A 13,202-nucleotide genomic window follows, 5' to 3' on the forward strand; every position below is an offset into this window, starting at 1 on the left:
ATCAAAAATTAGAACTTGTGGATGGTTAATAAATCTGAGACTAACCTAAATAATAGCAATTAATAAAGCAAATTAATTTTGCTTATTATCGGTTTTAATTACTCTACAGCGCTTTCAATAATTTCAACAAAAGAGTCTTCTGTATTAATCTTATACTTTATTCCAAATGCAATTGTTATGTTGTCTTTTATATGTCCATGTTGGAAATTATAAATGATTGGAATCTTTAATTTCCCAAAGTAATCGTTAATAACTTCATTTAATGTTAATGATTTTTTAGATTGATCAGTTTCAAAGCAATCCACAAATCTTCCTATAATAACTCCCTTAATCTGCTCTAATATTCCAGCAAGTTTTAATTGATTTAACATTCTATCAACTCGGTACGGGGCTTCCCCAATTTCTTCAAAGACAACAAGTTTATCTTCAAATGATGGAAAATATTCTGTCCCCATTAGTGAAACCAACAGACAAAGATTGCCACCGAGTAATTCACCTTGAGCTTTACCAGGACGAAGAATATTAAATTTTTCATTGTCTGGATTTTTAACTTTTCCAAACTTTTTATTTGAAGTTATCAATGCCCAGAACATTTCTTCTGTAAACTTGCTAACTTCTCCACCAAAATCTACAGCCACCATAGGACCAGCAAAAGTGATTAAACCAGCTTTCTTGTAAAATGCCATCTGGAGTGCAGTTATATCACTATAGCCAACAAATATTTTAGGATATTTTTTTATTAAATTATAATCGATTTTGTCAAGTAATCTTGGTGAGCCATATCCTCCGCGTATACAAATTATTGCTTTTACTTCCTTTTTGCTAAACATATAATGAAGATCAGCAACCCTTTGTTCATCACTACCAGCTAAATAGCCAATATTTTGTCCAACATTGCTACCAACTTCTATCTGGTACCCTAAACCTTCAAGGTATCTAACACCTTTTTCAATTTTTGTCAGATCGTCGGGGGTTGATGCTGGCGAAACGATACCAATTAGATCCCCTTTGTTCAATTTAGAAGGTTTCAATATTTTCATATCCCCTCCGGACAGTTAAAATAAGATTATTAAATTTAGCCGTTAAAATAAAAATTCTTATCCCACTTTGCAAATATGATTTTTCAATCCTGGTTTAACCAGTAACAGAACAATCCTCATCTCCCATTTTCTAATATACAATCGTGCCGCTTCCACTCTATCAATTTTGATTTTATAAAATCGATAACCAATGAATGTTCTTTAGTACCACTTGATTCCACTTTAAAAGGTACTCCAAATGAAATGTATACAATCTTAGTTGAATCTATTTTACCAAACTCTTTAATTATTTTACCATTACCCCAGGCATCGGTTACTAATGCAATTGGAACCACATATGCATCAGTTTTTTTTGCTAATTTAATTCCCATTGTATTAAAGGAAGCTGCATCAAAAACAGAACTTCTTGTCCGCTGTGGAAAAATTATAATCGATCTTCCCCTTTTAATATTTTCTTCACCCTGATTAATTACATGTATAAAATCTTCACGTGGATTACTTCTTCCAACTACTATCGGATTTCTACTTTTTAATAGAGTACCAAAGAAAGGAACATTTAGTAACTCCTGCTTCACAACAAAAGTAACATCCTTTTGCGGTTGAATTAATAATGGAAGTACACTTGTTTCTAAAGTGCTCATATGGTTGGAAATAAATATGGCAGGACCTTCAAATCCTGAAATGTTTTTTAAACCCGATATATCAAATTTTATCCCAGCTTTTTCCAACCCACGCATAACACCCAAACTTGACTCTACCCATTCTTTATTTCCATAATTATTTTGTTTAGCGAGTTTTCCACCTCGAAGCACTATACCAATGAGATGAATAAAAAAATTTACTGCGGTACCTTTTAAAAAATGAGCGTTACTTTCCGAAGATGTTTTGTATACATCTTCCTGGGTTAATATTAAATTTTTGTAGATGTTATTTATCAAGAAAATTAAATGTTATTTATTGTTGGCAAAAATAGCAAATATCAATCATTAAAAAAATTTTATTTATGTGTTTGATATTTCCGCTTCTTATTCCTTATTTTGGCACACATATATCCGAAAATTATCTGGAGCTTAATATGGCACAAACCAAAAATGAAAAAGGTATTTTCAGATCTTTTTCTAAAAATTTCTGGACTGTTATTACGATGGAATTTTTTGAAAGAGGTTCATATTATGGTGTAATGTCAGTTCTTTCAGTATACCTTGTAATGAGTGTAAATGAAGGTGGATTAGGTTTTAGTAAAGAAAGTGTTGGAATAATTAAAAGTACTATAACTCCCCTATTATACTTCTTGCCAATTTTATCAGGAGCCATCGCAGAAAGGTTCGGCTACCGTAAAACTTTAATGTTTGCTTTTACAGTAATGAGCGTTGGTTATTTTCTAACAAGTATGGTAACATCATATACATTAGTCTTTCTAAGTTTACTTCTGATGGTTATTGGGGCTGGCTTTTTCAAACCTATAATTTCCGGAACAATTGCCCGCTCAACGGATGAAAAAAATTCAACCGTTGGATTTGGTATATTCTACTGGTCGATAAATTTAGGTGCCTTTATTTTCCCTCTATTTCTTATTCCAATATTAAAAAATATTTCTTGGTCTTATATTTTTTTAATGGCAGCCGTTGGAACTGGCTGGCTTCTTATTCTAAACTTTTTTGTTTATAAAGAACCAGCTAAACCAGCAAGTACAAAAAGTGTTTTAGAAGTTTTGAAAGGAGCAGTTTTAGTACTTAAAGATTTTAGATTCATTCTTATGATAGTAATTTATTCTGGTTTTTGGATTCTCTATTTTCAGATGTTTGATACGGTATTATGGTATTTAAAAGAACACGTAGAAATGAAACAAGTAAACAGTTTCGTAAATTCATTTCTATCGCTCTTTATGTCAAATCCCGCATGGAAGTTTGATGCGGAACATGTTACAGTGATTAATGCGGGAACAATCATACTTCTCCAAATAGTTATATCGAATATTGTAAAGCATACCAAAGCTCTTCCTACAATGATCATTGGAATTGGATTAGGAACTATTGGAATGGGAATTTTAGCCATCTCTACCAACGCATGGGTTTTTATAGCTGGTATAATAATTTTTTCAATTGGAGAAATGACAGCTCATCCAAAATATATAAGTTATGTTGGATTAATTGCTCCCCCGGATAAGAAAGCCCTTTACCTGGGTTATGCTTTCCTTTATGGAGTTTTAGGAAGTGGAATCGGTGGTGTTTTAGGTGCTAATCTTTATGTTCATTTTGTTGATAAATTAAATCAACCCGGTACACTATGGCTAATTTTCTCGATGATTGGAGTTGTTACAATTGTTGGGCTTCTTCTATTCAATAAATTCCTGGCACCAAAACAAGGTGTAAAAAACTGATTTCCTTTTACTAAATCTTAAACTACTTTAGGAAATAAAAAAGCCCTGAAGAGAAAATCTTCAAGGCTTTTTTTGTGACCCCAACGGGACTCGAACCCATATTATCGCCGTGAAAGGGCGGTGTCCTAACCATTAGACGATGGGGCCATCAAAATATTTTTGGGTGAGTAAAGGGAATTGAACCCTTGACCCCCAGGGCCACAACCTGGTGCTCTAACCAACTGAGCTATACTCACCGTATTCAACTGGGTACGCCCGAGTGGACTCGAACCACTAACCCTCAGCTTAGAAGGCTGATGCTCTATCCGATTGAGCTACGGGCGCTCAATTTGGCTTCTCATTATAAAAATAACATTTTCTTGTCGGGGCGGCAGGATTCGAACCTGCGACCTCCTGGTCCCAAACCAGGCGCGATAACCGGACTACGCTACGCCCCGTTTATCTTTTTTTTATTCTATCACTATTTTTATGAACCTTAGACCTTCCCGATCTTAAATCGGGACGCGATAACCGGGTTAATTTAACTATCTTCATTTTTGCATCGTATTCGAATCTTTTCCTGTTCTTTACTCAGTAACCATCCTTCTTCGGGCGTTAACTAAAAGCCGAAGTTTACAAAAGCATAATACTCTTGTTATATAAAAATCAATTCAAGGAACATAAAAATTAGGTTATAAAGATATGACTAATATGGTTATTATGCAATTCAGTTTATTATAATTTTACTTAATTTATTTGTAATTTTGAATCACAAAAATAAAATCATAAGAATGAATTTCCCTTTTTTCATAGCTAATAGATTTTCTCTTTCGAAGAAAAATTCGAGATTTCTTTCTCTAATTGGTATAATTACAATTGTTGGGATTGCAATTGGAGTAGCTACTCTTATACTCACTTTAACAGTTTTAAGCGGATTTAAGGAAACAATTAGCCGAAAAATTATCCAACTCAACTCGCATATTCAAATTACTTCCTTTAATAACAGAGTCTTGCCTGATTATAAAATTATCAGACCAGCTTTGGAGAATAAATTAAAACCATATGTAGAAGGAATTTCACCCTTCGCAAGTAATTTAGCAATTATCAAATCAAAACGAACAACTGATGGCATAATAATAAAGGGTATTCTTCCAGAATATGATGTATCAAATCTTAAATCATATATAACGGATGGAAGATTAGATTTAACTTATCAAAAATTTCAGCCTTCAATACTTATTGGAAAAAAGCTTGCTGAAAAATTACAAACTCGATGTGGAGATTTGTTAACAACCTTTACAATTAAGAATAATTCTATTCCTTCTCCGGAAAATCCACCTGGAATAAAACAATTTAGAGTTGCTGCAATCTTTGAAAGTGGAATGGCAGAATACGACGATCAATTTGCTTATACCAATCTTTTAACAGCACAAGAAATTTTTGGAATGACAAATAGTGTAAACGGATACGATATTAAACTCAACAATATTACAAAGATTGACAGTCTGGCAAATAATCTTGGCGATTATCTTGGTTATCCATATTATGTCCGGACGATATTTAAAGTTTACCAGAATATTTTCACCTGGATTGATTTACAAAAACGGCTTATCCCAATAGCTCTGATTTTAATAGTTATTGTTGCTGTCTTCAACATAGTTGGCACTTTGTTAATGATAGTTTTAGAAAGAGCAAATGCTATTGGAATATTAAAATCGATGGGTGCAAAAAACAACCAGGTAATTTCAGTCTTTCTTCTTCAGGGAATTTATTTGTCTATCATCGGAATAGTGTTGGGAAATTTAATTGCACTAATTTTAAGTAAATTGCAGCAGGAGTTTAACATAATAAAAATTCCAGAGACGGTTTATTTCATGTCCCAGGCACCAGTTGTAATAGAGTGGCAAAGTTATTTAATTATTTCGGTGGCAACATTAATACTCTGTATACTCGCTTCGATAATTCCAAGCTATATTGGAAGTAAATTTTCTCCAATTTCAACATTGAGATTTAATTAATGAATTTTGAATTCTTTATTGCAAAAAGATATTTGCTTTCTAAGCATAAACTTAATTTTATTACAATTATTTCTATCGTTTCATCAATTGGAATTACACTCGGCGTAGCCGCTTTAATAATTGTACTTTCAGTCTTCAATGGTTTTGGTGATTTAGTAACGTCAATCCTTGTTAATTTCGATCCACACATTAGGATTACATCACTTACCGATGGAAGTTCAAACAAACTTGAACAACTTGGAATGCAACTTAATAAAACCAACCACATTATTTCTTATACACCATTTGTCGAAGGCAAAACAATAATCAAGTGTGAAAGCCGAATCAGTATTGTAGATTTAAAAGGATTTGATTATAAATCGGAAAATACAAATTGGGGATTTAAATCGAGTTTGAAATATGGTAAATATAATCTTAACGATAACGAAGATGGAATAATTATCGGTTTGAACCTTGCAACAAAACTTCAAAGTTTGATTGGTGATAGCGTAGCTGTTACTTCATTTAATAATCTAAGTATGTCAGCTCTCACCTACGCAATGCCAATAACTAAAAAGTACATAGTAAAAGGAATATTTGAATCCAACAACAACGATTATGATTTAAATTATGTTTTTACTTCTCTAAAGTCTGCTCAAGATTTATTAGGATTGAAAGACGAGGTTCAGGGTATTGAAATTCGATTAGACGATATTAAATTTTCCAACGAAATTAAGACCCAACTTGAAAGGAATGTTAATAAAAATGAATTTAGCATTAGTAGCTGGTACGATTTGCACAAAGACCTGTACTCAATGATGCAAATTGAAAGATGGGTTGCCTATATTATTTTAAGTTTGATAATTGCAGTAGCAACTTTTAATGTTCTCGGTTCCTTATCAATGTCCGTCATAGAAAAGAAACAAGACATAGGAATTCTGCGATCAATGGGGGTTAAAGATAAATCTATACTTAGGATTTTTATGTTTGAAGGTGTACTGATTGGAATAATTGGAACAATTGCCGGAAGCCTGATTGGTTTAATGGTAGTTTTATTACAGGAACATTTCAAACTCTATCCATTAGATCCAACCAGATATATTATTGATGCTCTCCCCGTTCAATTAAGGTTATCTGATTTTTTAGCCGTTGCAGGAATGTCATTCTTTCTTTCATTTATCGCTTCTCTTTATCCGGCAAAAAGAGCCACTAAAATTGCGTTAATAGATGCAATAAAATGGGAGTAAAAAGATTGGTAATTACCGGAAATAATTTATGTATTGAATCTGAAAATGAATTGTAGAATAAAATAAAAAAAGTATGGAAGATAAAATTTTAATAGCGAAAAATATTTTTAAATCCTTTGAGAACCAGCAGAAAAAAAAGCTCCAGGTTTTAAATGGAATTTCTTTGGAAATTATAAAGGAAAAAATAACTGTTGTAGTCGGAGCTTCAGGTGCAGGCAAAAGCACACTTCTCCATATCGTAAGTGGATTAGATAGACCTGATGCTGGAAACGTGTGGATAAATAATAAAGAAATATTTCAGCTAACTGATAATCAATTGGCAAATTTTAGAAATTCGCATATCGGATTTGTTTTCCAGTTTCATCATTTGCTGCCAGAATTTACTGCGGTTGAAAATGTTGCCATACCATTGATGATAAATAATAGCTCGCTTAAAAATGCACTGGAAAAAGGAAAAGACCTTTTAAAGATTGTTGGACTGGAAGATAGAATTCATCATAAGCCAGCCGAGTTATCCGGCGGAGAACAGCAAAGAGTTGCAGTAGCAAGAGCGCTTATAAATCAACCTGAAATTATTTTTGCCGATGAACCAACTGGAAATCTTGATTCTGCAAACAGCGATATTCTAAACAATCTTTTTGTCAATCTCCGGGATGAATTTAGAACTACTTTTGTTGTTGTAACTCATAATCCGGAATTAATGAAACTTGCAGACTATGTTTTTGAAATGAAAGATGGGAATATTGTGAATAAATGATAAATGTATAATGATGAAACGAATCACCTTTTTGAAGTTAACCATTACAAAAAAAAAATTACCTCGTAAAAAAAAATTCAATTACTTTTAGAAAAATACTTTTGTTTATTTACGTCTTAATATTACGTATGTAATAATCTTTCCAAATTCCGCAGTTTCTAATTCTGTTAAATCACTTCTAACACTTTCTATTGCGATGTTGAGCCATCTTGTATTTAAAGTTCTTATTGCACTTTGTAATTCCGATTCATACTCTTCAACATTTATCATAACTAATTGAGAAAATTTAATTACTGCTTTTACATTAACCAGGTTATGAATAGAACTATTATTTGCAATTAAAATTAAATCAGTATAATTATCACGGTTACGAATGCAAAGCTCAATTGCCAGAAATCCAGCCTGTTTCATTTCGCTAATTTTATTTAGAGCTTTTAAATTTCTATCCGAAGCTATTTCAATTAATTTTGAAATAGCCTCATCTACATCGAATCTACCCTTCAATCCTATTTTGAATGCATTTTCCAACGCATGATTAATAACATCAGGAATCGCTGATTTAGCTTTCTCTTGCAAAGCGCTATTCAGCGTAATATTTTTAGAAAGTTTAATAACCTCTTTATAATTTCCTTCTGCAACAAATTCATCAAGTGTTTTTGGTTTTGTTGTGCTTGGTTTTGTTTTTACACCTCCCCACCCAACAAAATCCGAACTCCTCTTATTTAACTTTGTTTTTATACTTTCTAATAATTCTTCGTTTTTCTTTTCAACTGAAAGAATTCTGATTTTGTTAAAAAGTAGTTTCTCCAACATATAAGAATAGGATTCTGTATCAATTTTAAAGGATACAATTACCTCTTCGCCAATATTTTCAAAAAGAAAAGATGTAACAACAATATTCTGTTTGAGGTACTTAATGGTATTAATTAATTCCTTAACAACCTCCACTTTTTCTTTTTCTACAACTAAAATTATACTTTCAAATTCCATTTCTTATTTAATTTAATGTAGGAAGATTATTTGTAGATAAACTTATTGATTTAAATAATACTCTGCACGATTAATTATCTTAGTAAGTATTTCTGAAATTCTAATATCAAACAGCCTGGTACCTGCAGCATTGGTATGCCCGCCTCCTCCAAATTCTTCAGCAAGCAGATTAACTGGAATTGTTCCTTTGGATCGCAAACTAATTTTTACACCATCTTTCATTTCAAAAAAAAGCAGCCCAATCTTTACTTCTTTAATGGAAAGGCAATAATTTACAAAACCATCAACTTCAGATTCATCAGCTCCAGTTCGTAAAACTGCTTCTTGTGTAACAACCATATATGCAATTTCTTTGGAATGGTTAAGCTGGATTGAAGACAGAGTTTCACCTAACAATTTTATTTTGCTAAAATTACTTTGATCATAAATCTTATCATAAATATCAACCGGATCCGCACCGGCATCTAAAAGTTCCGCTATTATGTGATGGATTTTTGAAGTTGTGCGGTCAAATCTAAACGAACCTAAATCCGTCATGATAGCTGCATAGATTGGCACAGCTATATTTTTAGTCAAATCAACAATATTTGTTTCTTTAATAAATCTAAAAATAATATGTCCGGTTGCTGAGTAGGAACTGTCTAAGAAAAAGTAATTAACAAATTCTTCAGGATGCTGATGATGATCGATACAAATTTTTAGTTTTATGCTTTGATTAAAATACTTTTCTATTTTCACTAATCTATTAGAGCTATTTAAATCAAGAGCAACAAGAACATCAACCTCATCAAAGAGATGAGCATGCTTTTCTACATCAAATTTCTGAATTATATTTTCCGGATCAAGGAATTCTAAATAATAAGGTGTTTTGCTATGGTTGATAATATTAACCGTTTTTCCCAATTTTTTCAAAATCTGGCAAAAGGCTATTTCTGAACCAATTGCATCAGCATCCGGATTAACATGAGTGGAAAGAAGAAATGAATTATTCTCGCTGATTATTCTTTTCAATAATAAAAAATCAATCATAATAAAACATGATAAATGAAAAAATTGATACTCGAATATTCAAAACTATTATAAAAAAGACGAAGTAAAAACTTCGCCTTAAATTTAGCAATTATTTTTCTATGCTGCTCTAATTTACTTGCCAGGTATTACCGCTAAGCAATAATTTCTCTAAATCACCTTAACATTTTTGGGATATGTGCTTCAATTTGTTTATTCATATCACTATTGTAAGTAGGTTTTAAAGAGGTATAATGTACCAATTATTTTTGCTGCGCGGAATGTTATTGTTATTTATTTATCACATATCATATGATATTTTGTAATTAATGAAAATTTTTTTAACTGCACGAACATTGTATGCACTAGATTTAAAAGCAACTGTTAGTACAGTATTGGGACCTTTCTTGAAATCAACAACTTGAGCCCAAAATACAGAATCTGGTCCATCAGGTAGAGATGAAGACCAATACAATTGGTTCCAAAAAGTTGAATCAACAAACCCGCCAACGATATCTTTTTTTAACCAAAGTAGTTTTAATTGATCTATAGGTGGTAAATACCAATTAAGTCCTCTTTGTCTACAAGCCGAAGCGGCATCTTGCCAATTTTTTGGAGGAACTAGATCGCTGGTGTCAGCTACCAAAATATAATTATGTCCTTTAAAAAAGACCTTGCCTCCTCCACAAAAGTCACCTATACTTAATTTTGCTAAAGTAACATCAGTAAAAAATTGTTGTGGTGGATTATTTGTTGATGTGGGTGATTCACTACAACCCACAGTTAATAATCCCAATGAAAGGACAGTTACCAAAACGAAAAAAATTTTCATTTGTTTCATTATCCCTTAAAACAAAAAAAAGGCGAAGTAATAACCTCGCCTGAAATTTAAGAATTATTTTACAATTAAGCGCTAATTTACTTCCCATGTATTACCGCTAAACAATAATTTCTCTAAATCACCTTTACCTTTTTTAGCAGTAACCATTTCAATTTGTTTGTTCAAGTCACCATCATAAGTTGGTTTAGTAATCTGTCTAAAAATCCCAATGGGAGTAGGAAATTCCGGGTTGTTACTCATTTGTCCAAGCAAATATGCAAGAACAACACTCTTGTCAAATTCATTGTGTACAAGCAAATCATTGATGGAATATTTGCCATCGATTAGAGAAACAACTTTTGGAGTAGTTCCATCAATAATAATTCCTTTATCTTTATTTTTTCCAAACACCATCGGTTTATTATTTTCAAGAACCAGAACGTTATCTTCCTTGGTATCCTTTTCAGTCAGTAATTCAAAAGCGCCATCATTGAAAATATTGCAGTTCTGATAGATCTCTATAAAAGCAGTTCCTTTATGATCTGCAGCTCGTTTAAGCATTGCTTGCAAATGTTTTGGATCTCTATCAAGTGAACGTGCAACAAAACTACACTCTGCGCCAAGTGCAAGTGTAACTGGATTAAATGGAAAATCAATGCTGCCGTACGGAGTACTTTTTGTAACTTTTCCTTTTTCTGAAGTTGGAGAATACTGTCCTTTTGTTAATCCATAAATTCTGTTATTGAAAAGCAGAATTTTCAAATCAAGATTTTTACGGCAGGTATGGATGAAATGATTTCCACCAATGCTTAATAAATCACCATCTCCAGTAGCAATCCAAACAGAAAGATCTGGTCGGGCTAATTTAATACCGGTTGCAATTGCTGCGGCTCTACCATGAATACTATGAAATCCATAAGTATTCATATAATATGGAAAGCGGCTTGAGCACCCAATACCGGAAACCCAAACAATTTTTTCTTTTGGAATATTTAAGTCTGGAAATATTCTTTGTGCCTGTGCAAGAATGGAATAATCACCACAGCCTGGACACCATCTTACATCCTGATCAGTTGCAAAATCTTTTGCAGTTAGTTTTACTGCTTTAACATCTATATTATTTTCCATTATTACCTCCTAAAAGTGCATTTAATTTTTCTTCAATCTCAACAGCTTTAAATGGCAAACCTCTTACCAAATTAAACTGAATTACATCAATCAGGTAATCACTTCTAATCATTTTTGCAAGCTGACCAAGGTTAATTTCCGGAATTAGAATTTTCTTAAAGTTTTTTAAAACCTTGCCTGTATTCTTTGGAAATGGATTGAGATATTTCAAATGAGCATGAGAAACTTTAGAACCGTTTTTTCTAACACGATTGATAGCTTCTGTAATTGCTCCGAATGTGCTTCCCCAACCTAATACAAGAAGCTCCCCTTCCTGTTCATGAATAACTTCTAATTCCGGTATATCGTTTTCTATGTTCTTTACTTTTTGTGTTCGCAGGCGAACCATAAAATCATGATTTTCAGCATCGTAATTCACGTTGCCTGTAATATTCGATTTTTCCAAACCACCTATGCGGTGTTCTAATCCCGGTGTACCGGGGATAGCCCACGGACGCGCAAGATTCTCATCTCTTAAGAAAGGGAAAAATCCTTCTTTTTCTGTTCTGAAAGAAACTTTCAAATCGGGTAATTCATTTACATGTGGTACTAACCAAGGTTCAGAGCCATTTGCAAGGTAACCATCCGTAAGAAGTATAACTGGTGTCATAAATTTAGTTGCAATTCTGGCAGCTTCAATAGCCATATAGAAACAATCGCTTGGAGATTGAGCAGCAATAACAGCAACAGGCGCTTCGCCATTCCTGCCATAAACACATTGAAGTAAATCCCCCTGTTCTGTTTTAGTAGGAAGACCAGTACTTGGTCCACCACGTTGAACATCAACAATTACCAGAGGAAGTTCAGTCATTACTGCTAATCCAATCGCTTCCGATTTAAGAGATAAACCAGGACCGCTTGTAGTTGTAAGAGCAAGTGAACCGGCAAATGCGGCTCCAATTGCTGAAGTAATTCCTGCAATCTCATCTTCTGCCTGAAATGTTTTTATTCCAAAATTTTTATACTTACTTAGTTCATGTAAGATATCAGAAGCGGGAGTAATTGGATATGAGCCTAAAAATAATTGCAATCCACTTTGAACCGTAGCTGCTACAAATCCTAATGCAGTTGCTTCGTTCCCGGAAATGTTTCTATATTTACCTTCCGGTAGCTGTGCTGGTTCTACATTATATCGAGTTGTAAATAATTCTGTTGTATCACCGTAAAAATATCCGGCTTTCAAAGCTCTTGTATTTGCTTCAACAATGTTCGGTTTGTTCTGAAATTTTTCCTTAATCCAATTTACCGTTGTATCAATCGATCTGTCGTAAAGCCAATACATCATACCAAGCGCAAAGAAATTTTTACAACGCATTATTTCTTTATTGGAAAGCGGAACACCTTCAAGTGCTTTTACTGTTAGATTGGTAATTTGAACTCCAATAACATTGAATCCTTTAAGAGTATCATCTTCCAAGGGATTAGTTTTGTATTCGGCAAGTTTTAAATTTTTTGCGTCAAAAGAATCTGTGTTTAAAATTATTGTAGCATCGGGTTTTAGATCCTTAAGATTTATTTTAAGGGCAGCGGGATTCATAGCAACCAACACATCTGGATTGTCTCCAGGTGTATGAATATCACTACTGCTGAAATGCAATTGATAACCGCTGACACCATATAATGTACCGGCAGGTGCACGGATTTCTGCAGGATAATCCGGAAGTGTACTTAAATCATTTCCAAAGAGAGCAGTTGTATCACTAAATTGAGTACCGGTTAACTGCATTCCATCGCCGGAATCACCAGCAAACCGCACCGTTACTTCACTTAGAAGTTTTATTTCTTTTTCTTTATTCATAACCTTAATAATTATTTGT

The 13,202-nt window shown here is 33.1% G+C and carries 11 protein-coding genes and 4 tRNA genes; 4 read left to right on the forward strand and 11 right to left on the reverse strand.

Annotated elements, in window-relative coordinates; all coding sequences use genetic code 11:
- Positions 1 to 98: 98 nt before the first annotated feature.
- Positions 99 to 1,040 (reverse strand): LD-carboxypeptidase, encoded by a 942-nt coding sequence (locus NTX22_05640; protein MCX6149991.1) that lies wholly within the window; start codon positions 1,038 to 1,040, stop codon positions 99 to 101.
- A gap of 116 nt (positions 1,041 to 1,156) precedes the next feature.
- The gene (locus NTX22_05645) at positions 1,157 to 1,978 is read right to left on the reverse strand and encodes a lysophospholipid acyltransferase family protein (GenBank protein MCX6149992.1); all 822 of its coding nucleotides are present in this window, start codon (positions 1,976 to 1,978) and stop codon (positions 1,157 to 1,159) included.
- Positions 1,979 to 2,115: 137 nt separating this feature from the next.
- Here NTX22_05645 and NTX22_05650 point away from each other — a divergent pair, with 137 nt between their 5' ends.
- Positions 2,116 to 3,420, forward strand: coding sequence for an MFS transporter (locus NTX22_05650; protein ID MCX6149993.1), 1,305 nt, complete (start codon positions 2,116 to 2,118; stop codon positions 3,418 to 3,420).
- Positions 3,421 to 3,495: 75 nt separating this feature from the next.
- On the opposite strand, the gene NTX22_05655 is transcribed toward NTX22_05650, so the two are convergent.
- The 4 genes from NTX22_05655 to NTX22_05670 form a co-directional block, all read right to left on the reverse strand.
- Positions 3,496 to 3,567, reverse strand: a tRNA-Glu gene (locus tag NTX22_05655).
- 15 nt (positions 3,568 to 3,582) lie between these two features.
- Positions 3,583 to 3,656 (reverse strand) — tRNA-His (locus tag NTX22_05660).
- 14 nt (positions 3,657 to 3,670) lie between these two features.
- Positions 3,671 to 3,744 (reverse strand) — tRNA-Arg (locus tag NTX22_05665).
- Between the two features lie 38 nt (positions 3,745 to 3,782).
- A tRNA-Pro gene (locus NTX22_05670) sits at positions 3,783 to 3,857 on the reverse strand.
- A 333-nt stretch (positions 3,858 to 4,190) separates the two neighbouring features.
- Here NTX22_05670 and NTX22_05675 point away from each other — a divergent pair.
- The 3 genes from NTX22_05675 (at position 4,191) to NTX22_05685 (ending at position 7,400) form a co-directional block, all read left to right on the forward strand.
- Positions 4,191 to 5,417, forward strand: coding sequence for an ABC transporter permease (locus tag NTX22_05675; protein ID MCX6149994.1), 1,227 nt, complete (start codon positions 4,191 to 4,193; stop codon positions 5,415 to 5,417).
- On the forward strand, positions 5,417 to 6,643 hold the full coding sequence (locus tag NTX22_05680) for an ABC transporter permease (GenBank protein MCX6149995.1): 1,227 nt from the start codon (positions 5,417 to 5,419) through the stop codon (positions 6,641 to 6,643). Before NTX22_05675 ends, NTX22_05680 begins: the two co-directional genes overlap by 1 nt.
- Positions 6,644 to 6,716: 73 nt before the next feature.
- Complete coding sequence (locus tag NTX22_05685) at positions 6,717 to 7,400, forward strand: ABC transporter ATP-binding protein (GenBank protein MCX6149996.1); 684 nt, start codon at positions 6,717 to 6,719, stop codon at positions 7,398 to 7,400.
- A 105-nt stretch (positions 7,401 to 7,505) separates the two neighbouring features.
- Here the strand turns inward: NTX22_05685 and NTX22_05690 are convergent, their stop codons facing one another.
- From NTX22_05690 to NTX22_05710, 5 genes are all read right to left on the reverse strand, one after another.
- Positions 7,506 to 8,390 (reverse strand): hypothetical protein, encoded by an 885-nt coding sequence (locus NTX22_05690; GenBank protein MCX6149997.1) that lies wholly within the window; start codon positions 8,388 to 8,390, stop codon positions 7,506 to 7,508.
- A 42-nt stretch (positions 8,391 to 8,432) separates the two neighbouring features.
- Positions 8,433 to 9,419, reverse strand: a complete 987-nt coding sequence (locus NTX22_05695) for a bifunctional oligoribonuclease/PAP phosphatase NrnA (GenBank protein MCX6149998.1) — start codon at positions 9,417 to 9,419, stop codon at positions 8,433 to 8,435.
- 280 nt (positions 9,420 to 9,699) lie between these two features.
- The gene (locus tag NTX22_05700; GenBank protein MCX6149999.1) at positions 9,700 to 10,239 is read right to left on the reverse strand and encodes a hypothetical protein; all 540 of its coding nucleotides are present in this window, start codon (positions 10,237 to 10,239) and stop codon (positions 9,700 to 9,702) included.
- 72 nt (positions 10,240 to 10,311) lie between these two features.
- Complete coding sequence (locus NTX22_05705; protein ID MCX6150000.1) at positions 10,312 to 11,346, reverse strand: 2-oxoacid:ferredoxin oxidoreductase subunit beta; 1,035 nt, start codon at positions 11,344 to 11,346, stop codon at positions 10,312 to 10,314.
- Entirely contained in the window at positions 11,336 to 13,183 is a 1,848-nt protein-coding gene (locus NTX22_05710; GenBank protein MCX6150001.1) for a 2-oxoacid:acceptor oxidoreductase subunit alpha, read from the reverse strand. The genes NTX22_05705 and NTX22_05710 overlap by 11 nt, the downstream gene beginning before the upstream one ends.
- Positions 13,184 to 13,202 lie beyond the last annotated feature (19 nt).

The sequence above is a fragment of the Ignavibacteriales bacterium genome, from assembly GCA_026390815.1.
Taxonomy (GTDB): domain Bacteria; phylum Bacteroidota; class Ignavibacteria; order Ignavibacteriales; family SURF-24; genus JAPLFH01.

Bases quoted from the DNA above. Each gene is read 5' to 3' on its own strand.
- NTX22_05640 (MCX6149991.1), bottom strand. From the start codon at position 1,040: ATGAAAATATTGAAACCTTCTAAATTGAACAAAGGGGATCTAATTGGT.
- NTX22_05650 (MCX6149993.1), top strand. From the start codon at position 2,116: ATGGCACAAACCAAAAATGAAAAAGGTATTTTCAGATCTTTTTCTAAA.
- NTX22_05675 (MCX6149994.1), top strand. From the start codon at position 4,191: ATGAATTTCCCTTTTTTCATAGCTAATAGATTTTCTCTTTCGAAGAAA.
- NTX22_05680 (MCX6149995.1), top strand. From the start codon at position 5,417: ATGAATTTTGAATTCTTTATTGCAAAAAGATATTTGCTTTCTAAGCAT.
- NTX22_05685 (MCX6149996.1), top strand. From the start codon at position 6,717: ATGGAAGATAAAATTTTAATAGCGAAAAATATTTTTAAATCCTTTGAG.
- NTX22_05690 (MCX6149997.1), bottom strand. From the start codon at position 8,390: ATGGAATTTGAAAGTATAATTTTAGTTGTAGAAAAAGAAAAAGTGGAG.
- NTX22_05695 (MCX6149998.1), bottom strand. From the start codon at position 9,419: ATGATTGATTTTTTATTATTGAAAAGAATAATCAGCGAGAATAATTCA.
- NTX22_05700 (MCX6149999.1), bottom strand. From the start codon at position 10,239: ATGAAACAAATGAAAATTTTTTTCGTTTTGGTAACTGTCCTTTCATTG.
- NTX22_05705 (MCX6150000.1), bottom strand. From the start codon at position 11,346: ATGGAAAATAATATAGATGTTAAAGCAGTAAAACTAACTGCAAAAGAT.
- NTX22_05710 (MCX6150001.1), bottom strand. From the start codon at position 13,183: ATGAATAAAGAAAAAGAAATAAAACTTCTAAGTGAAGTAACGGTGCGG.